This is a genomic window from Nocardioides lianchengensis (assembly GCF_900101465.1).
Lineage (GTDB): Bacteria > Actinomycetota > Actinomycetes > Propionibacteriales > Nocardioidaceae > Nocardioides > Nocardioides lianchengensis.
Genome location: NZ_FMZM01000005.1, coordinates 332,888 through 351,547 on the forward strand (window position 1 = coordinate 332,888; position 18,660 = coordinate 351,547).

An 18,660-nucleotide genomic window follows, 5' to 3' on the forward strand; every position below is an offset into this window, starting at 1 on the left:
CCCGTGCTGCTGACCGTCTCGACCACCCACGAGCCCGCGCGCGACCTCGGCTACCTGCTGCACAAGCACCCCGACCGGGTGCAGGAGTTCCGGCAGTCGTTCGGGACCGCCACCGTGCTCTTCCCTGAGGCCACCGACGAGCGGACCACGGTCGCGCTGCTGCTCGACGTCGACCCGGTGCGGCTGGCCCGGTCGAGGCCGCGCAACGCGCCCGACTTCAGCCTGGCCCAGTACGTCAACGACCGGCCGTACGCCGCGTCCTCGCTGCTCGCGGTCGCCCTCGGCGACGTGTTCAGCACCGCGCGGGCCGGCCGCGGCGGGTCCCGCCAGGACCTCGCCGACACCGCGCTCCCGCTGGTGATCGAGGTGCCGGTGCTGCCGTGCCGCGGCGGCAGCGAGGTCGCGCACCGCCTGTTCGCCCCGCTCGGCTGGAGTGTCGAGGCCGACCCGCTGCCGCTCGACGAGCGGTTCCCGGCCTGGGGCGACTCCCGCTACGTGCGGCTCCGGCTGACCGGCACGGTCCGGCTCGCCGACGCGCTCAACCAGCTCTACGTCCTGCTGCCGGTGCTCGACGAGTCGAAGCACTACTGGCAGCCCGCCGACGAGGTCGACAAGCTGCTCCGCTCCGGTGGCGACTGGCTGGCCACCCACCCCGAGCGCGAGCTGGTGACCCGGCGCTACCTGGCCCGCACCGGCCTCGCGCGTGCCGCCCTGGTCCGGCTGGCCGAGGTCGGGGGCGACGTCGCGGACGAGACCGACGAGCGGCCGGTGCCGCTCAACACGCGACGCCGGGACGCCGTGCTGCAGGTGCTCTCCGAGCTCGGGGCCACCTCGGTGATCGACCTCGGCTGCGGCCAGGGCCAGCTGGTCGAGGCGCTGCTGGGCGACCCGTCGTACACCCGGGTCGCGGGGATGGAGGTCTCCAGCGGTGCCCTGCGCCAGGCCGCGCGCCGGCTGCGGACCGACGAGATGGGGGAGCGGCAGGCCGAGCGGCTGACCCTCTTCCAGGGCGCGCTGACCTACGAGGACCCGCGCCTCGCCGGGTACGACGCCGCGGTGCTGATGGAGGTCGTCGAGCACGTCGACCCGCCCCGGCTGGCCGCCCTCGAGCACGTCGTCTTCGCGACGGCGCGGCCCGGGGCCGTCGTCCTGACCACGCCGAACGCCGACTACAACCCGCGCTACGAGCACCTGGTCGGGATGCGGCACCCCGACCACCGCTTCGAGTGGACCCGGGCCGAGCTGGCGGACTGGGCGGGCGGCGTCGCCGAGCGGAACGGGTACGACGTCGAGCTCCGCGGCATCGGCGACCCCGACCCCGAGCTCGGCGCCCCGACCCAGCTGGCGGTGTTCCGACGTGCCTGAGCTGAGGATCCCCGAGCGCGGGCTGGTGATCCTGGTCGGCGTGTCCGGCAGCGGGAAGTCCACCTTCGCGGCCCGCCACTTCGCCCCCACCCAGGTGATCTCCAGCGACTTCTGCCGGGGGCTGGTCGCCGACGACGAGAACGACCAGGACGCCACCCGCGACGCCTTCGACGTCCTGCACTACATCGTCGGCACCCGGCTGCGCCGCGGCCTGCTGACCGTTGTGGACGCGACCAACGTCCAGGACCGCGCCCGGGCGAGCCTGATCGAGGTGGCCCGCGAGCACGACGTCCTGGTCGACGCGATCGTCCTGGACGTCCCCGAGTCCGTCGCCCAGGAGCGCAACCGGCTGCGTCCCGACCGTGACTTCGGCCGGCAGGTGGTGGCGCGCCAGCACCGCGACCTGCGCAAGGGCCTCTCCCGGATGGGGAAGCGGATACGGCGCGTCCACGTGCTGCAGGGCACCGACGAGATCGACGCCGCGACGGTGGTCACGGAGCGTCCCTGGAACGACCGTCGCGACCTCACCGGCCCCTTCGACCTGGTCGGCGACGTGCACGGCTGCGCCTCCGAGCTGCGCACCCTGCTCGGCGAGCTCGGCTGGGACCTCGAGTACGACGACCGCGGCCGGGCCGTCGGCGCCGCGCACCCGGAGGGTCGGACCGCCGTCTTCGTCGGCGACCTGGTCGACCGCGGCCCGGACACCCCGGGCGTGCTGCGCCTCGTGATGGGCATGGTCGCGGCCGGCAGCGCGCTCTGCGTCAGCGGCAACCACGAGGCCAAGCTGGTCCGGGCGCTGAAGGGCTCCGACGTCCGCCGTACGCACGGGCTGGCGGAGTCGCTCGACCAGCTCGAGGGGGAGAGCGCGGAGTTCCGGGCCGCCGCGCTCACCTTCATGGACGGCCTGATCAGCCATTACGTCCTCGACGAGGGCCGGTTGGTGGTGGCCCACGCGGGGCTGAAGGAGTCCTACCACGGCCGGACCTCGGGCCGGGTCCGCTCGTTCGCCCTGTACGGCGACACCACCGGCGAGACCGACGAGTTCGGGCTGCCGGTGCGCTACCCGTGGGCGCAGGAGTACCGGGGCCGCGCGATGGTGGTCTACGGCCACACGCCGGTCCCGGAGACCGAGTGGGTCAACAACACCATCTGCCTCGACACCGGCGTCGTCTTCGGTGGCGCGCTGACCGCCCTGCGCTACCCGGGCAAGGAGGTCGTCTCCGTCCCTGCGGAGCAGCAGTGGTTCGAGCCGGTCCGTCCGCTCGCCCCGCCGGTTCCCGAGCGCGCTCCCGGCACCCTCCGCCTGGAGGACGTGCTCACGCCGGGCGCCCCGACCTGGCTGAGCACCCGCACCGGGAAGGTCAAGGTCCCGGAGGAGAACGCCGCCGCCGCGCTGGAGGTGATGAGCCGGTTCGCGGTCGATCCGCGCTGGCTGGTGCACCTGCCGGCGACCATGGCCCCCGCACCGGCGTCCCGCGAGGACGGCTACCTCGAGCACCCCGAGCAGGCCTTCGACGCCTATGCCCGGGCGGGGGTGGAGTCGGTCGTGTGCGAGGAGAAGCACATGGGCTCGCGGGCGATCGTGGTGCTGGCCCGCGACGAGGCCTCCGCCGAGCGACGCTTCGGGGTCGCCGACGGCTCCACCGGGACCGTGCACACGCGCACCGGCCGGGCGTTCTTCGATCCGACCCTCACCGGCCGGCGGGTCGACGGGCTGCGCGCGTCCTGCGCCCCGCTGTTCGAGCAGCTGGCGACCGACTGGCTGGTCCTGGACGCCGAGCTGCTGCCGTGGTCGGCCAAGGCCGAGGGCCTGATCCGGGAGCAGTACGCCGCGGTCGGCACCGCGGCCCACCACGCACTCCCGGCCGTGCAGCGGGTGCTGGACGCGGCCGCCGGCCGCGGGCTCGAGGTCGCCGGACTGGCCGACCGCGCGGCCCGTCGTACCGCGGGAGCGGACGCGTTCCGGGACGCCTACGCGGCCTACGTGCGACCCACCGACGGCCTCGACGGCGTCACCCTGGCCCCGTTCCAGGTGCTCGCGGCCGAGGGCCGCAACCTGGCGGCCAGCGAGCCGCACCCCTGGCACCTGGCGCAGCTCGGCGTCCTCGCCGGCCCGCTGCTCACCCCGACCCGGCACCGCATCGTGGACCTGGCCTCGCCGGACTCACGCGCGGCCGCGACCCGGTGGTGGCTCGACCTGACCGCGGCCGGGGGCGAGGGGATGGTCGTCAAGCCCGCCCACCTCGTCGACCGCGCCGGGAAGGTGCAGCCGGGCCTGAAGGTGCGCGGCCGCGACTACCTGCGCCTGGTCTACGGGCCCGACTACCTCGACTCGCTCGACCTGCTGCGCGGCCGGGACACCGGCCGCAAGGGTGGCCTGGCGATCCGCGAGCACCGGCTGGGCCTGGAGTCGCTCGACCTGCTGGTCGAGGGCGAGCCGCTGTGGCGGGTGCACCAGGCGGTGTTCGCGGTCCTCGCGCTCGAGTCGGAGCCCGTCGACCCGCGGCTGTGACGGGTCGTCGACGCCGGCTCAGACCGCGTCGACGAGGATCCGCCGGGCCAGCCCGACGTCGAGCGGGTCGCAGTAGCGCGTGGTGGCGGCCCGCAGCCCGTGCAGCAGCGCCTGCACCAGCTCGACCTGCTCCGGGTCCCGGCAGCGGTCACCGGCCGCGCCGTACAGCATGGACTGCTCCCTCTCCGCCACGGCCGCCACGCTGTTCCCGACGTGCTCGTCGCGGCGACCGAGCTCGACCACCCCCAACCACGCCCGGGTGAGCATGATCCCGTCCTCGTCGTCGCGCAGCATCGCGCCGACACCGGTCGCGCGGACCTCGCTCTGGCAGGCGTCCACCAGCGCGAGGCCGATCCGATAGCTCAGCACGCGCAGCAGTCGCTCGCGGGACTCGTAGTGGTGGTAGAGCGAGGCGATGCTGAGCTTGATCTCCGCGGCGATCCGCCGGCTCGACGGCGCCTCGAGGCCACCCTCGTCGATCAGCCGGGCCAGGGTGTGGGCCAGCTCGTCGGTGCGGGTGTTGGTGTCGAGGAGTCGGGGCACCCCCCGATGCTGACCGATCCGCCGGCCGGTGGCGACCGGGCCTCCACAGCCTCGGGAATCGGTTGATCGACTGCTCGATCAGGAATGGCCGCGTCGTGGTTGAGCGAACGATCGATCAACCCCCGGAGGACCTACCGGGCAGGGACCTGGTGGAACGAGCGCGCGTGCTTGCGCGAGTCATAGACCACAAGTTCCCGTTGGGTTGCCGCATGTCGGAACTCACATCCAGCCCCCGGACACCCTGTGGCAGACTCGGCCCCGACGAGTTGTGTACAGCTCGCGTGCTCTGGGGTCGGTGTAATTCCGAGCCGGCGGTGACTGATCGACGATCAGGAGTCCGCGACCCGGTCGCAGCCAGCGGCCGGTTGACCAGGTGAGAATCCTGGACCGACGGTGAAAGTCCGGATGGGAAGCGCACGCAGGTGACACACCGACGCCCCGTCCCCGTGACGAGCGCGTGGGTGACGTCCCGTCCGCCCCGGAGTCCGTGAGCATCCCGGACGGAGGGCGAGATGACGTTCAGCACCGCAGAGCGCGACGCGATGGCGCGCGCCCTGGTGCTCGCGGCCACGCCCGGCGTCCCGCTCGGTCCCAACCCGCGGGTCGGCTGCGTCCTCCTGACCGACGACGGCCGAACGGTCGCCGAGGGCCACCACCGTGGCGCCGGGACCCCGCACGCCGAGGCCGACGCGCTCGCCCGGGCGGGGGAGTCGGCGCGGGGGACCACCGCGGTCGTGACCCTCGAGCCGTGCAACCACACCGGACGCACCGGGCCCTGCGCGCAGGCGCTGATCGAGGCCGGCGTACGACGGGTCGTGTACGCGCAGGCGGACCCGAACCCGGTGGCCACCGGGGGCGCGGCGACCCTGGCCGCGGCCGGGATCGAGGTCGAGCAGGGTCTGCTGGAGGACGAGTCGCGGGCGCTCAACCGGGTGTGGTCGTTCGCCGTCGAGCGTGGCCGCCCGTTCGTGACCTGGAAGCTCGCCACCACCCTCGACGGGCGCAGCGCCGCGGCCGACGGCACCAGTCGCTGGGTCAGCTCGCGCGCCTCCCGGCTCGACACCCATCGCCTCCGGGCCCGCTGCGACACCATGCTGGTCGGGACGAACACGATCGAGGTCGACGACCCGCTGCTCACCGTCCGCGACGAGCACGACCGGCCGCTCCCGCACCAGCCGCTCCGCGCGGTCATGGGCCTGCGTGACCTGGACCCCGCGAGCCGGGTCTTCAACGGTGACGCCGCGTCGGTGCACCTGCGCACTCGCGACCCCGAGCAGGCGCTGGCCGAGCTGTTCGCCCGCGACCGTCAGCACGTCTTCCTGGAGGGCGGCCCGACGCTGGCCGCGTCCTTCCTCCGCGCGGGCCTGGTCGACGAGATCGTCGTCTACGTGGCCCCGATGTTCCTGGGCGCCGGTCGCAGCGCCGTCGCCGACCTCGGAATCTCCACGATCTCCGCGGCGTTCCGTCCCCGCGTCACCGACATCGCCGTGCTGGACCCGATCGAGGACGACGAGCCCAACGTGCGCCTGACCCTGGCGCCCACCGTGCCGGTGGTTGAGGAGGTCGCGCAGCGACCGTCTCGAAACCCCGTGACCCGAGAGGACACCTGAATGTTCACCGGAATCGTCGAGGAGCTCGGCACCGTCGAGGCGGTCGAGGACCAGGGCGACGCGATCCGCCTCACCATCCGCGCCGCGACCGTCCTGGAGGACGCCGGCCTGGGCGACTCGATCTCGGTCAACGGCTGCTGCCTCACCGTCGCCGAGCGCACCGGGGAGACCTGGACCGCCGACGTGATGCAGGAGACCCTCGACAAGACCAGCCTCCTCGGCGTCCGGCCGGGCGACCGGGTCAACCTGGAGCGCGCGGTGACCGCCGACAAGCGCCTGGGTGGCCACATCGTCCAGGGCCACGTCGACGGCGTCGGCCACGTCGTACGACGCACCGCCAGCGAGCACTGGGAGGTCGTCGAGATCTCCCTGCCGGCCGACCAGCACGGCGGCCTGGGTCGCTACCTGGTCGACAAGGGCTCGATCACCGTCGACGGGGTCAGCCTGACCGTCGTCGAGGCCGGGCCCGAGTCGTTCACGGTCAGCCTGATCCCCGAGACGCTCGCGCGCACCACGCTCGGCTCCCGCGCGCCGGGCGACCGGGTCAACCTGGAGGCCGACATCCTGGCCAAGCACGTCGAGAAGCTGCTCGCCCACCGGAGCGAGGTGCGGGACTGATGCTGCACTGGCTGCTCGACGGCACGATCCCGGTCGGGGACGGCTACCTCTCGGTCCGCGAGGTCGTCGGCAACGGCTTCGGCCTGGCCAGCGCGCTGCTGGGCATGCGCCGCCTGGTCTGGGCCTGGCCCGTCGGCCTGGTCGGCAACGTCCTGCTGTTCACCGTGTTCGTCAGCGGCGAGCTGAGCGGTGCCGTCGCGGAGCCGCTGTGGGGCCAGGCCGGCCGGCAGGTGCTCTTCGCGGTGGCCAGCGCCTACGGCTGGTGGCGCTGGCAGCACACCCGCGGCGCCACCGACGGCGGGGCGGTCGCCCCGCGGTGGGCCACGGCGACCGAGCGGCTGGCCCTGCTGGGCGTCGCGGCCGTCGGCTACGTCGTGGCCTACGAGATCCTCCAGCACATCGGCTCCTACAGCCCGCCGACCGAGGCCTGGATCCTCACCGGCTCGGTGCTCGCCACCTACGGGATGGCCCGCGGGTACGTGGAGTTCTGGCTGGTCTGGGTGGCCGTCGACGTCGTCGGCGTGACCACCCTCGTCGACGCCGGCTACTACCCGACGGCCGGCATGTACCTCTTCTACGGCGGCTTCTGCGTCCTGGGCTTCTTCGCCTGGTGGCGCGCGGAGCGTCGTACCGAGCCGGAGGCCGACCTGGCCGCCGGCCAGCACTCCGAAGGAGCCCTGGCATGAGCCAGCACGAGAAGGTCCGCCTCGACAGCGTGGAGCGGGCGATCGCCGACGTCGCCGACGGCAAGGCCGTGGTCGTCGTCGACGACGAGGACCGCGAGAACGAGGGCGACATCATCTTCGCCGCGAGCAAGGCGACCCCGGAGCTGATGGCCTTCACGATCCGGCACTCCAGCGGGGTGATCTGCGTGCCGATGCCGGGCGACATGCTCGACCGGCTGGAGATCCCGCTGATGACGCCGCACAACAAGGACAAGCTGCGCACGGCGTACACGATCTCGGTGGACGCGCGCGACGGCGTCAGCACCGGCATCTCGGCCGCCGACCGGGCGCACACCGCCCGGGTGCTGGCCGACTCGGCGACCGAGCCGTGGGAGATCACCCGGCCCGGGCATGTCTTCCCGCTGCGCTACCGCGAGGGCGGCGTGCTGGCCCGCCGCGGCCACACCGAGGCGGCCGTCGACCTGGCGAAGCTGGCCGGGCTGACGCCGGCCGGGGTGCTGGTCGAGGTGGTCAACGACGACGGCACCATGAAGCGTGCGGCCGAGCTGCGCGAGTTCGCCGACGAGCACGGCCTGGCGATGATCTCGATCGAGGACCTGGTCAAGTACCGCCGCCGCCACGAGGTGCTCGTCGAGCGCGAGGCCGAGACCCGGCTCCCGACCCGGCACGGCGACTTCACCGCCTTCGGCTACCGGATCACCACCGACGACTCCGAGCACATCGCCCTCGTGTACGGCGACGTCAGCGGCCCCGACCCGGTGCTGACCCGGGTGCACTCGGAGTGCCTGACCGGCGACGTGTTCGGCAGCAGCCGCTGCGACTGCGGCCCCCAGCTCGACGAGGCGCTCGAACGGATCGTCGCCGAGGGCCGGGGCGTCGTCGTCTACCTGCGCGGCCACGAGGGCCGGGGGATCGGCCTGGTCGCCAAGCTGCAGGCCTACCAGCTCCAGGACGGCGGCCGCGACACGGTGGACGCGAACCTCGACCTGGGTCTGCCCGCCGACGCCCGTCACTACGGCGCCGCCACCCAGGTGCTGAAGGACCTGAAGATCGACACCGTGCGGCTGATGACCAACAACCCCGACAAGGTCACCAACCTCGAGGACTACGGCATCTCGGTCGCGGAGCGGGTCCCGCTGACGCCGCACCCCAACGACCACAACATCGCCTACCTGCTGACCAAGCGCGACCGGATGGGCCACGTGCTCCCCGACCTCGACCTGGCGCAGGACCCGACCCAGAACGGAGAACTCCGATGAGCGGAGCCGGATCGCCCACCCCCCAGCCGATCGACTGCCATGACCTGCGCGTGGCGGTGGTCGCCGCCAGCTGGCACGACCAGGTGATGGACGGCCTGCTGGCCGGCGCCGCCCGGGCCTTCGCCGACTTCCAGGTCGAGGCCCCGGTCGTCGTCCGGGTGCCGGGCACCTTCGAGCTGCCGGTGGTGGCCTCCGCGCTGGCCGCGCAGGGGTACGACGCGGTCGTCGCGCTCGGCGTGGTGATCCGCGGCGGCACGCCCCACTTCGACTACGTCTGCAACGCCGCCACCGACGGCCTGACCCGGGTCGCCCTCGACCACACCGTGGCGGTCGGCTTCGGCGTCCTCACCTGCGACGACGACCAGCAGGCGCTCGACCGCGCCGGCCTGGAGGGCTCGAAGGAGGACAAGGGCTACGAGGCCACGTCCGCCGCCCTGGTCACCGCCCAGACCCTGAAGCGGGTCAAGCGCGGCTACGAGGCCTGAGCACCCGACCCCGGTGGTTGAGGAGGGACGAAGTCCCGTCTCGAAACCCTCGCATCCGGAGCCCCGGTGGTTGAGCAGGTTGCGCTAGCAACCGTGTCGAGACCCCCGCACCCGACCGCGGACCCCAGACCTCACGGAACCTGCCCGCCTACCCACCCGAGCATCTCGGCGACCTGGCTGTGCAGCGTCATCGGATCGAACGGCTTGGCGATCACCCCGACGACGTCGATGTCGCTCCACGCCTGCCGGTCACCGACCTGCACCTTGGCGGTGAGCAGGATGACCGGGATGTCGCTGGTGGCCGCGTCGGCGCGCAGGTGCGCGAACGTCGTCGGCCCGTCCATCTCGGGCATCATCACGTCGAGCAGGACCGCGTCCGGGTGGTGCTCGCGCGCGAGGGCGAGCGCCGGCTCGCCGCCGTTCGCGCTCAGCACCTCCCAGCCGCCGACGACCTCGAGGGCGATCTGGGTGATCTCCCGGATCGAGTCGTCGTCGTCGACCACGAGCACACGCGGCACCGTCATCGGTCCTCCTCCCAGAGCGGTCAGCGTAGCGACCGCGTCCGTGGGGTGAACGAGGCGGCTCAGGCAGGCGGCGAGAAGACGGCCGCGAAGTACGTCTGCCGGTCGATCGGGGCGACCTGCAGCTCGGGGTGGTGGTCGAGCATCCGCCGGATCGCCGGGCCGAGGCCGAGCTCCTCGTCGTTGTAGAAGCACATGTCCCAGGCGCATACCGCGCGCTCGCGCAGGATGAGCTCGGTGCAGGCCGCGATCATCGCCTGGAAGACGTGCGACTCACGCCGGCTCTTCGCCACCAACGTGACGCCCAGGTAGTAGACGGCGTCCCGCGCCCACTGCTCGGGGTAGTGGTGCTCGAAGTACGCCGGGCTGATCCACGGGACCGTCTCGAGGTGCTTGGTCAAGGTGGTCAGCCCGATGACGTCGTCGCCGTCCCACGCGACGTACTTGCTGACCCGGGGGTCGTGCATCTCCTCGAGGAACTCGTCCTCGTGCAGGAGCTGCCGGGCGACGGCCTTGGTGGCCAGGTGGCCGAACGTCTCGACGTACAGCCGGTAGTAGGTGGCGGCGGTCTCGGCGTCGACGTCGGTCTCGACGCTGATCCGGACCGGCAGCTCCGGCCGGGGGGTGTCAGGCACGGGGGGTCCATCCGCTGACCTCGTAGGCGGCCACGGCGAGGGCACAGACCGGGCGGTCGACGTACGACGCCGAGGCGGTCAGCGTGCGGAACTCGCCGTACCCGCCGCCACGGTGCGCGACCACGTCTCCGAGCGAGTCGCTCAAGGCGCGGTGGAGGTCCTCCTCGGTCCGGGCGGCGTGCTCGACGAAGAGTCCACCACCGGTCTCCTCGTCCACGGTCCAGCCGAGGCCGGCCCAGGCGACCTGACCCGGCTCGACGGCGTACGCCGTGGACAGCACGCAGTAGAGCCGGTCGCCGTGGTCGCCCTCGACCGGCTGCTCGGAGCCGTCGGCGACGTGCGTGACGGTGCTGCCCGGCGGGATCACCGACGAGAGTGCCAGCAGGTTGAAGTTCGCCACGCCGGCGTTGAGCAGCGCGTGGTCGAACGCCGAGAGCGTGGTGCGTCCGGCGCCCGAGGCCGTGCGGATCGAGATGTCGACGCCGAGGCGCCGCGATCGCGTGCTCACGGGCGGCTGGGATGGGTTCAAGTGGGGCCTCCGCCCAAACGGGCTGTCACGATGTCCATCAGCGCCACGAGTCGCTGGCCGAGGATGTCGTCCTCGGTCCGGTCCGAGGACGATCCTGCCGGATCGCTCGCGGCGGTGCCCACCCGCCCCTGCCGGGGCGACGCCCGGTAGGCGATGACCGCCGTCTCGCCGTCCCGGATGCGGGCGCGGAGGTCGCGCACCAGGCCGAGGGCCTCCGCCCACGAGCGCTCGAGGTCGACGACGAGGACGGTCGGCCGCAGCTGCCCGAGCAGGGTCTGCCCCTCGGAGCTGCTGGGCACCGACGCGACCGGGACGCCGCTGTCGGCGATCCAGCGACTGACCTCGTCCGCGATCCGCTCGTCCGGCTCCAGGACCAGGGCGGTGTCGCCGTCGCTGCGCCGCGAGACCTCGAGCGCCGCGAGCATCCGCTCGCGAGTCAGCGGCTCGCTGGCCGGACCGGTGACCACGACCGCCGGCGACCGGTCGCCCTCCAGGTGGTATCCGGCCGCGCCGAGGCGGGCCGCCCACGAGGACCTGGCGGCCACGTCGGAGGCCAGGAGCACGACGTGCCCGATCGGCAGGTCGTGCTCACCCGGGGCCGCAAGCTGGGAGCGACGGGGGGTGGGCAGCGTGAACCGGACCGTCGTCCCCGCGCCCACCTCGCTCTCGGCCCAGATCCGGCCGCCGTGTCGCTCGACGATGCCGCGACTGATCGTCAGGCCGAGTCCGGTGCCCCCCTTCTGACGGGCGTCGGAGGAGTCGACCTGCTGGAAGCGCTCGAAGATGGTGGCCAGCTTGTCGGGCGGGATGCCGCGCCCCTGGTCGCGCACGCTGAACACGACCTCGTCTTCCCCCGCGGCGGCCTCGAGGACGACCACGTCGCCGTCGCCGGAGAACTTGACGGCGTTGCCGATCAGGTTGGCGAGGGTCTGCACGACCCGGTCCCGGTCGGCGACCACCACGCCCTCGGCGGCGCCGACCGCGAGGCGCATGTCGTGGTCCCGGGCCAGCGCCGTCATTTCGTCGGCCGACGCGGCGAGGAGGTCGGCCGCCCGGTGGGTGCCGAGGTCGAGCTGGCGACTCCCGGACTCGATGCGCTCGAGGTCGAGGATGTCGTTGATCAGCCGGCCCAGCCGCTCGCTCGACTCCAGCGCGATCGAGGTGATCGACTGCGCGCGCGGGCTCAGCTCGCCCAGGCTGCCGGTCGCCAGCAGACCCAGGGCGCCCCGGATCGAGGTCAGCGGCGTCCGCAGCTCGTGGCTGACGACCGAGACGAACTCGTTCTTCATCCGGTCGACCTCGCGGCGCTGGGTCATGTCGCGGAAGACCACGACCGCACCCCGGATCCGCTCGTGGTCGTCGCCGTCGAGCAGCGGGCTGGCCGTGATCTCGACCGGGAACAGCTCGCCGTTGGCGCGCTGGTACTCGTCCAGCTCGGCGCTCGAGACCCGGCCGGACAGGATCGCGTCGGTGATGTAGCACTGCTCGAGCGGGTACGGCGTCCCGTCGGCGGCCGGTCCGTGGAAGTCCAGGTGCGCGTTGCGACCGAGCAGTTCGTCGGGGGAGTAGCCGAGTGCCTTCGCGCCCGAGGGGTTGACGAAGGTGATCCGTCCGGAGAGGTCGACGCCGTAGATCCCGTCGCCCACCGAGCTGACCAGCACCTCGGTCTGGCGCACCAGGCGGCGCAGGTCGGCGGTCTGCTCGCGCACCCGGTGCTCCAGGCCGCGCCGCAGGGTTGCGTTGTCGTAGGTGAGCAGCGTCTGCCGGACCCCCGCGGCCAGGACCAGCACCAGCCAGACGACGGCCTGGGCGCCGGCGATCTCGGTCTCGGAGGAGAAGGCCACCTGCACGGTCGCCGCAATGAGGGTGACCGCGTAGACCAGCAGCGTGTCGCGGGCGTCGGAGGACCCGGTGGCGTCCTGCTCGGGGCCGTCGACCTGGGCACTCGGGTACCACGCGGCCAGTCCGATGAGCAGGTAGCCGGCCATCCACCCGAGGTCGCCGACGGTGCCGAAGTGGAACTCGTCCTCCGCGACCCGGACGGCGAAGGAGAGGTCGGCCGCGGTGTACATCACGAACCCGGCCGAGACCAGCGCCAGCACCGGGCGGTCGGCGCCCCCGCTGCGCAGCACGAGGAGCAGGGCGACGGTCGCCAGCACGACGTCGAGGACGGGGAGCAGGACCGGGGTCACGTCGGGTCCGGAGCCGCCGACCGGGTCGGCCAGGGCGGCGTAGACCAGGACCGAGGCGATGATGAGGACGCCGGCGGCGATGACGATGCCGTCGAGCACGAGCAGGAGCAGGTCGATCCCGCGCCGTCGTACGGTCGGGAAGTTGAGCAGGGCCGCGATCGAGAGCACCAGCGCCAGCGCGAGCAGCAGGTCGCCGAAGGTGCTCGGGGACTCCAGGGGGTCGGACCCGACCGCCGCCACCCAGACGTTGCTGAGCACTCCGGAGGCGCCGGCGGCGATCAGCAGCAGCCAGGAGCGCTGCCGCCGGCCGGCGGTCTGGCGGGCCCGGACCGCGCAGCTGGTCATCCCGACCACGGCGACGATGATGAGCCCCGCGCTGCTCGCGCTCTCGCGCACCGCCGTGGAGAACCACGGCTCCAGCAGCAGCCCGAAGACGAGCAGGAAGGCCAGGGCAGCGGGGACCGCGATCCGGAACCGCCGGCGCTGCCTGGTCAGCGACGCCGTCTGGCCCATGCCCGGACCGTACCAGCGTGGGGGCCGCCGTCCCGGCCAGCGGCCACGACCGCCTAGAGTTGCCGACCGTGAAGACGTTCGACGAGCTGTGGGCCGAGCTGAGCGAGAAGGCTCGCACCAGGCCCGAGGGATCCGGGACGGTGCAGCAGCTCGAGGCCGGCGTCCATGCCATCGGCAAGAAGCTGGTCGAGGAGGCCGCCGAGTCCTGGATGGCCGCCGAGCACGAGGGCGCCGAGCGGGCGGCCGAGGAGATCAGCCAGCTGCTCTACCACGCCCAGGTGCTGATGCTGGCGACCGGCATCGAGCTCGACGACGTCTACGCCCACCTCTGAGAGATCCCCATGTCCCTGCTCCGCATCGCGGTCCCCAACAAGGGGTCGCTGTCCCAGTCCGCCTCCGAGATGCTGCGTGAGTCCGGCTACCGCCAGCGCGAGGACGCCAAGCAGCTCACGCTGACCGACGCCGAGAACGGCGTCGAGTTCTTCTACCTCCGCCCGCGCGACATCGCCCTGTACGTCGGCGAGGGCACGCTCGACATCGGCGTCACCGGCCGCGACCTGCTGCTCGACTCCGGCGCCAAGGCCGAGGAGGCGCTGAGCCTCGGCTTCGGCCGCAGCCGGTTCCGCTTCGCCGGGCCGAAGGGCGCGTTCACCGACCTGGCCCAGCTGTCCGGCGCGCGGATCGCCACGTCGTACGTCGGGGTGGTGCGCGCGTTCCTGGAGGAGCGCGGCATCGAGGCCAGCGTGGTCCGTCTCGACGGTGCGGTCGAGACCAGCATCCAGCTGGGGGTGGCCGACGCGATCGCCGACGTCGTCGAGACCGGCAGCACCCTGCGCCAGGCCGGGCTGGAGGTCTTCGGCGAGACGATCCTGGAGTCCGAGGCCGTCCTGGTGACGCGCAGCGGCTCGGTGCCGCCGGGCTTCGACGTGTTCAAGCGTCGGCTCGAGGGCGTCCTGGTCGCCCGCGGTTACGTGATGATGGACTACGACATCGAGGAGTCGCGGGTCGCCGAGGCGGTCCGGCTCACCCCCGGCATCGAGGGCCCGACGGTCTCCCCGCTGCGCCGCGAGGGCTGGGTCGCGGTGCGGGCGATGGTCCCGCGCGACGGCTCCCAGCGGCTGATGGACGAGCTCTACCAGATCGGCGCCCGCGGCATCCTGACGACGAAGATCGATGCCTGCCGGCTCTGAGCCGGCGGCGGCGCCCGACCACGCCGTGAGCCTTCCCCATACCTGGCGCCCCCTCGGTCCTCGGATCGCCGGCGCGGCGGGCGGCACGCTGCTGCTGGCGCTCTTCCTCGCCGCCTGGTTCGCCTTCGACGACGAGACCCGGGCCCGCTTCACCGCGATCCAGATCGGCACTCTCACCGTCCTCTGGCTGCTCGGCGCGACCGCGATGAACGCGCTGGTGCGCTCCCGCGTGGTCGCCGAGCGGGACCGGCTGGTCGTCGTCAACGGCTACCGCCGCCACGAGCTCGACTGGGCGCAGGTCATCGCCGTCCGGCTGCCTCCCGGCGCGCCCTGGGTCACCCTCGACCTCGCCGACGGCGAGACGCTCTCGGCCATGGGCATCCAGGGCTCCGACGGCCAGCGCGCCACCCGCGCCGTCCGCCAGCTCCGCGCCCTCGTCGACCAGCCGCCGAACCGGTGATCGAGCAGCCCCCTCCGGTGATCGAGCAGCGAAGGTCGACGTCCTGAGCGCCCGTCGAGATCCCCGCAGCCAGCCGGTGACGGCGGCCACCGCCGGTGGTCCCCGTCGGTGGTTGAGCAGCGAGGGGCGCTAGCGACGAGCGTGTCGAAACCCCCGCAGCCGGCAGGTGACGGTGGCCACCGCCGGCGGACCCCTCACCGGGTCTCGACATGCGGGTCGCGACGTCGTGCCTCGGTCGCGCCGCTCGCTCGACCACCAACGACGGGTTCGCTGGCGCGTCCCCAGGTCTCGACACGCGGGTCGCGACTTCGTTCCTCAGTCGCGCCGCTCGCTCGACCACCAACGACGGGTTCGCTGGCGCGTCCCCGTCAGTCGACGGCCCGGATCCCCCAGGTCGCCGAGACCTCGTCGTCCGGGCTCCCCGCGGCGCCCAGCACCAGCAGGTCGTCCCCGGACCGGAACGCGTCCGGCGGCGCCGTCATCGGCTCGACGGCGATCGACCGGCGAGCCGTGCCCGCGACGTCGTCGGCGGTGTAGAGCAGCAGCCACGGGTGGTGCTCGTCGACCCAGAGCGCGACGCCGAGGCCAGAGCCCGGGTCCCGGAGCACCGTGGTCGCCATGCCGCGCGAGTCCCGGGCCAGGTCGGTGAAGGAGTCGTTGAGGGCCACCGCACGCAGCGGCCGCGTCACGCGGAAGTCGTACGGCGTCCCGTCCACCGCCTCGCGCCCCGTGGGGAGCAGCCGCTCGGGGTCGGTCAGCAGCCGCGTCGCGGCGGGCATGGTGAGCTCCAGCGTGTCGACCGGGCCGGCCCCGACCGTGAGATACGGGTGCGCCCCACTCGCGTACGGGGCTGCCGCGTCGGAGGTGTTGGTCGCCGTCTGGGTGACGGTCAGCCCGTCCGCCGACAGGTCGTAGACGACGCTGAGGTCGACCGTCCACGGGTAGCCGGTCTGCGCCATCAGCCGGTAGGTGAGCGCCACCGAGTGCGCGGTGTGCTCCTGCACGGTCCAGGCCACCCAGCGGGCCAGGCCGTGCGAGGCGTTGTGCCGCTTCGGCTCGGTCAGCGCGAGCTGGTGGTCGGCGCCGCCGAAGGAGTACTGCCCGTCGCGGACCCGGTTCGGCCAGGGCACCAGCAGTTGGCCGCGGCCGCCCGAGGACTGCTCCTGCTCGCCGAACCCGTCGACGAGCGCGCGGCCGCCGTACGTCAGCAGCCGCAGCGCGGCGCCGCTCTCGGTGACGACGGCGCGGTAGCCGCCCGCCGCGATCTCGAACTGGTCACCGCTGGGAGGGAGCACGCGTAGACCCTAGGCGCTCGGGAGGTTCCCGACGTGGAGGTCCGCCGTGGTGGACGTGCCCTCCTCGGCGAAGTGCCGCGCCTCGTCGGCCACCCAGGCCGGGAGGTACGGCGCGACGGCGGGCCCGTCCCGCTCGACCACCCGCCGCAGCCGCTCCTCGTCCGGAGCGCCGACCCACACCAGCAGCGTCCGGTACGGCGCCAGCAGCCGCGCGCCCGAGCCGACGCCCTCCAGGACCAGCAGCGGGGTCCGGGGGACCGCCACCTCCTCGGCGTACCGCCCGGCGAACCAGTCGTAGCGGAGGTACGACGAGTCCTCGCCCCGGGCCAGCGGCTCCAGCAGCGCCGCCAGCCGCGGCGCCAGCGTCGGCAGTCCCGCCCAGCCGTCGAGCAGCTCGTCGGTGTGCACGACCACGGCGCGCGGGTCGAGCGCGGCCAGGCCCGCAGCGAGGGTGGTCTTGCCGGACCCGGCCGGGCCGTCGATGCAGACCAGCCGTCCGTCGCCGAGCGTGGCCGGCCGGTCGAGGGCCAGCCGCAGGACGTCAGAAGGCGAGACCGTGGCCACGGTAGGTGGTGGCCGTGCCGACCAGCGCGTCGCCGGCGAGCAGGTGCGCGGCGTTGGTGTGCTCCATCAGCTCGCCGGCCTTGGCGTGGCGGAACCACACCAGGTCGCCGATCTGCAGCAGCGCGGCGGTGTGCCCGACGAGCGGGGTCTGCACCTCGCCCGCGCCCTCCAGGGTGGTCACCTGCAGCCCGGCGGGTGCCCAGGGGGTCGGCAGCCGGTCGGGGCCGGCGGGGCCGGAGGCGACCAGGCCGCCGCCGTGCACGGTCGCGACGTCGGGCGAGGGGCGCCGGGTGACCGGCAGCCCGTAGAACGCCGCCGGTCGCGGCGCGAAGGAGCGGTAGTGGTCGAAGAGCGTGGGGACGAGGAGGCCGGAGCCCGCGGCGATCTCCGTCACCACGGGGTCCCCGCCGGAGGACTCCACCGACCCCGAGCCGCCGGCGTTCCAGAACTCCAGCTCGGTGATCTCGGCGAGCACGTCGGCGACCTCGCGCCGCCGGCGGGCGAGCTGGGCGACCGACGCGGTCTTCAGGCCGCGCACGATCATCGACCGCGCCCGCGCGGTCGGGACGACGTCCTGCAGTCCGGCCACCTGGCCCTCGTAGGTCATCACGCCGACCAGCCGGAAGCCCGGCCGGGAGGTGATGGTGCGGGCCAGCTCCAGCACCCCGGAGGCGTCGTACAGGGGGGAGCGCTTGGGGCCGACGTGCTGGCTGCCGATCCGCAGCCCGGCGTCGACGTCGATGGCGATCCGCACCGGGACGGCGGTCGAGGACCGCACGGAGTCGACCACGTCGAGCTGGGCGACGTCGTCGACCATCAGCGTGACGTGGGCGGCGGCCCGGGGGGAGGCGACCAGCGTGGCCAGCGCTCCGCGGTCGACGGTCGGGTAGGCGACGACCAGGTCGTCGCTGACCCCCTGCTCCTCGAGCCACAGCGCCTCGCGGAGGGTGAAGGCCAGGACGCCCTCGAACCCGTCGCGGGCCAGGACCCGGCGCAGCAGGTCGGGCACGCGGACCGACTTGGAGGCGACCCGCACCGGCTTGCCGGCGGCGCGGCGTACGAGGTCCTTGGCGTTGGCGTCGAACGCGTCGAGGTCGACCACGACCAGGGGCGAGGAGAAGGGGGTCTCCTGGGCGGCGACGGCGGTGTTCAGCCGGGCCCAGAGCCGGTTGCGCTCGATGGTGGTGCTCCCGGCCATCAGGAGATGCCCCGCTTGCGCAGCAGCGCCTCGATGTCGGCCATGTCGTCGTCCCGGACCGCAGGTGCGCCGCGCTGCTCGGCGTTCGCGGGCCGCTCCAGGCGGCCGGGCTCCTCGGCCGGGGGCGCGACCCGGGGCCGGCGCGCGTCGATGGCCCGGGCCACGACGAAGGCGACGACGGCGACGCCCGCGACCACGATGCCGGACCACACCCGGGGGTTGAGGGCCAGGCCGCCGGCCCAGTCGCCGACCGCGTCGACGATCCGGGTGAACATCCGCAGCGTGTCGGTGAGGTACGCCGCCAGCGGCAGCAGGGTCAGCCCGATCCCGCGGATCCCGGAGGCCAGGCCCCGGCGGCGGAAGGCGTACCAGGTCCAGATCCCGCCCACCACGGTGAGGCTCAAGGTCAGCGCTGCCCAGCTCGCGTCGTCCACGCGATCAGCCTCCCACACGGCGCGCGGCGGCCCCGGTTCCCGTCACCGGGT

The 18,660-nt window shown here is 73.4% G+C and carries 19 protein-coding genes and 1 riboswitch; of the genes, 10 read left to right on the plus strand and 9 right to left on the minus strand.

The features are described 5' to 3' along the window. The first annotated feature begins 3 nt into the window (after nt 1-3). Both BLT76_RS11415 and BLT76_RS11420 read left to right on the plus strand, forming a co-directional pair. Nucleotides 4-1,365 carry a 3' terminal RNA ribose 2'-O-methyltransferase Hen1 gene (locus BLT76_RS11415; protein ID WP_090855463.1) on the plus strand — a complete coding sequence of 454 codons (1,362 nt, stop codon included), beginning with the start codon at nt 4-6 and terminating at the stop codon, nt 1,363-1,365. Next, a complete protein-coding gene (locus tag BLT76_RS11420; protein WP_090855466.1) occupies nt 1,358-3,877 on the plus strand; it encodes a polynucleotide kinase-phosphatase in 2,520 nt (839 codons plus the stop codon). The genes BLT76_RS11415 and BLT76_RS11420 overlap by 8 nt, the downstream gene beginning before the upstream one ends. Before the next feature lie 18 nt (nt 3,878-3,895). On the opposite strand, the gene BLT76_RS11425 is transcribed toward BLT76_RS11420, so the two are convergent. Continuing rightward, on the minus strand, nt 3,896-4,420 hold the full coding sequence (locus BLT76_RS11425; protein ID WP_170867027.1) for a helix-turn-helix domain-containing protein: 525 nt from the start codon (nt 4,418-4,420) through the stop codon (nt 3,896-3,898). A gap of 277 nt (nt 4,421-4,697) precedes the next feature. Continuing rightward, nucleotides 4,698-4,842: riboswitch (FMN riboswitch) on the plus strand. Nucleotides 4,843-4,932: 90 nt separating this feature from the next. Between BLT76_RS11425 and ribD the strand changes: the two genes are divergently transcribed. From ribD to ribH, 5 genes are read left to right on the plus strand one after another with little or no spacing between them, the layout of a single operon-like run. Continuing rightward, nucleotides 4,933-6,030 carry a bifunctional diaminohydroxyphosphoribosylaminopyrimidine deaminase/5-amino-6-(5-phosphoribosylamino)uracil reductase RibD gene (gene ribD / locus BLT76_RS11430; RefSeq protein ID WP_244509366.1) on the plus strand — a complete coding sequence of 366 codons (1,098 nt, stop codon included), beginning with the start codon at nt 4,933-4,935 and terminating at the stop codon, nt 6,028-6,030. Further along, the gene (locus BLT76_RS11435; RefSeq protein WP_090855473.1) at nt 6,031-6,648 is read left to right on the plus strand and encodes a riboflavin synthase; all 618 of its coding nucleotides are present in this window, start codon (nt 6,031-6,033) and stop codon (nt 6,646-6,648) included. It abuts the gene before it with no gap. Further along, nucleotides 6,648-7,334 (plus strand): nicotinamide riboside transporter PnuC, encoded by a 687-nt coding sequence (gene pnuC / locus BLT76_RS11440; RefSeq protein ID WP_090855475.1) that lies wholly within the window; start codon nt 6,648-6,650, stop codon nt 7,332-7,334. The genes BLT76_RS11435 and pnuC overlap by 1 nt, the downstream gene beginning before the upstream one ends. Beyond that, entirely contained in the window at nt 7,331-8,593 is a 1,263-nt protein-coding gene (locus tag BLT76_RS11445; RefSeq protein WP_090855479.1) for a bifunctional 3,4-dihydroxy-2-butanone-4-phosphate synthase/GTP cyclohydrolase II, read from the plus strand. Before pnuC ends, BLT76_RS11445 begins: the two co-directional genes overlap by 4 nt. Next, complete coding sequence (ribH, locus tag BLT76_RS11450; RefSeq protein ID WP_090855482.1) at nt 8,590-9,078, plus strand: 6,7-dimethyl-8-ribityllumazine synthase; 489 nt, start codon at nt 8,590-8,592, stop codon at nt 9,076-9,078. Before BLT76_RS11445 ends, ribH begins: the two co-directional genes overlap by 4 nt. Nucleotides 9,079-9,209: 131 nt before the next feature. Here the strand turns inward: ribH and BLT76_RS11455 are convergent, their stop codons facing one another. The 4 genes from BLT76_RS11455 to BLT76_RS11470 are packed head-to-tail and all read right to left on the minus strand — an operon-like array spanning nt 9,210 to nt 13,468. After that, on the minus strand, nt 9,210-9,602 hold the full coding sequence (locus BLT76_RS11455; protein WP_090855485.1) for a response regulator: 393 nt from the start codon (nt 9,600-9,602) through the stop codon (nt 9,210-9,212). 59 nt (nt 9,603-9,661) lie between these two features. Beyond that, entirely contained in the window at nt 9,662-10,234 is a 573-nt protein-coding gene (locus tag BLT76_RS11460; RefSeq protein ID WP_090855488.1) for a hypothetical protein, read from the minus strand. Then, entirely contained in the window at nt 10,227-10,742 is a 516-nt protein-coding gene (locus tag BLT76_RS11465) for a pyruvoyl-dependent arginine decarboxylase (protein WP_090855491.1), read from the minus strand. The genes BLT76_RS11460 and BLT76_RS11465 overlap by 8 nt, the downstream gene beginning before the upstream one ends. A gap of 17 nt (nt 10,743-10,759) precedes the next feature. Next, on the minus strand, nt 10,760-13,468 hold the full coding sequence (locus tag BLT76_RS11470) for a PAS domain-containing sensor histidine kinase (RefSeq protein ID WP_090855494.1): 2,709 nt from the start codon (nt 13,466-13,468) through the stop codon (nt 10,760-10,762). A gap of 68 nt (nt 13,469-13,536) precedes the next feature. On the opposite strand from BLT76_RS11470, the gene BLT76_RS11475 reads away from it, so the two are divergent. Genes BLT76_RS11475 through BLT76_RS11485 form a run of 3 tightly spaced genes read left to right on the plus strand, consistent with a single transcriptional unit; the run spans nt 13,537 to nt 15,118 of the window. Further along, the gene (locus BLT76_RS11475; RefSeq protein ID WP_090855672.1) at nt 13,537-13,800 is read left to right on the plus strand and encodes a phosphoribosyl-ATP diphosphatase; all 264 of its coding nucleotides are present in this window, start codon (nt 13,537-13,539) and stop codon (nt 13,798-13,800) included. A 9-nt stretch (nt 13,801-13,809) separates the two neighbouring features. Further along, nucleotides 13,810-14,658 carry an ATP phosphoribosyltransferase gene (gene hisG / locus BLT76_RS11480; RefSeq protein WP_090855497.1) on the plus strand — a complete coding sequence of 283 codons (849 nt, stop codon included), beginning with the start codon at nt 13,810-13,812 and terminating at the stop codon, nt 14,656-14,658. Continuing rightward, nucleotides 14,642-15,118, plus strand: a complete 477-nt coding sequence (locus tag BLT76_RS11485) for a PH domain-containing protein (protein WP_090855499.1) — start codon at nt 14,642-14,644, stop codon at nt 15,116-15,118. The genes hisG and BLT76_RS11485 overlap by 17 nt, the downstream gene beginning before the upstream one ends. A gap of 368 nt (nt 15,119-15,486) precedes the next feature. Here the strand turns inward: BLT76_RS11485 and BLT76_RS11490 are convergent, their stop codons facing one another. Genes BLT76_RS11490 through BLT76_RS11505 form a run of 4 tightly spaced genes read right to left on the minus strand, consistent with a single transcriptional unit; the run spans nt 15,487 to nt 18,609 of the window. Then, nucleotides 15,487-16,413 carry an aldose 1-epimerase family protein gene (locus BLT76_RS11490; protein ID WP_090855501.1) on the minus strand — a complete coding sequence of 309 codons (927 nt, stop codon included), beginning with the start codon at nt 16,411-16,413 and terminating at the stop codon, nt 15,487-15,489. 9 nt (nt 16,414-16,422) lie between these two features. Continuing rightward, on the minus strand, nt 16,423-16,977 hold the full coding sequence (locus tag BLT76_RS11495) for a uridine kinase family protein (protein ID WP_090855504.1): 555 nt from the start codon (nt 16,975-16,977) through the stop codon (nt 16,423-16,425). Then, a complete protein-coding gene (locus tag BLT76_RS11500) occupies nt 16,955-18,175 on the minus strand; it encodes an amino acid deaminase/aldolase (RefSeq protein ID WP_090855506.1) in 1,221 nt (406 codons plus the stop codon). Before BLT76_RS11500 ends, BLT76_RS11495 begins: the two co-directional genes overlap by 23 nt. Continuing rightward, nucleotides 18,175-18,609: a hypothetical protein gene (locus BLT76_RS11505; RefSeq protein WP_090855509.1), complete on the minus strand. Its 435-nt coding sequence runs from the start codon at nt 18,607-18,609 to the stop codon at nt 18,175-18,177. Before BLT76_RS11505 ends, BLT76_RS11500 begins: the two co-directional genes overlap by 1 nt. Nucleotides 18,610-18,660: the final 51 nt, after the last annotated feature.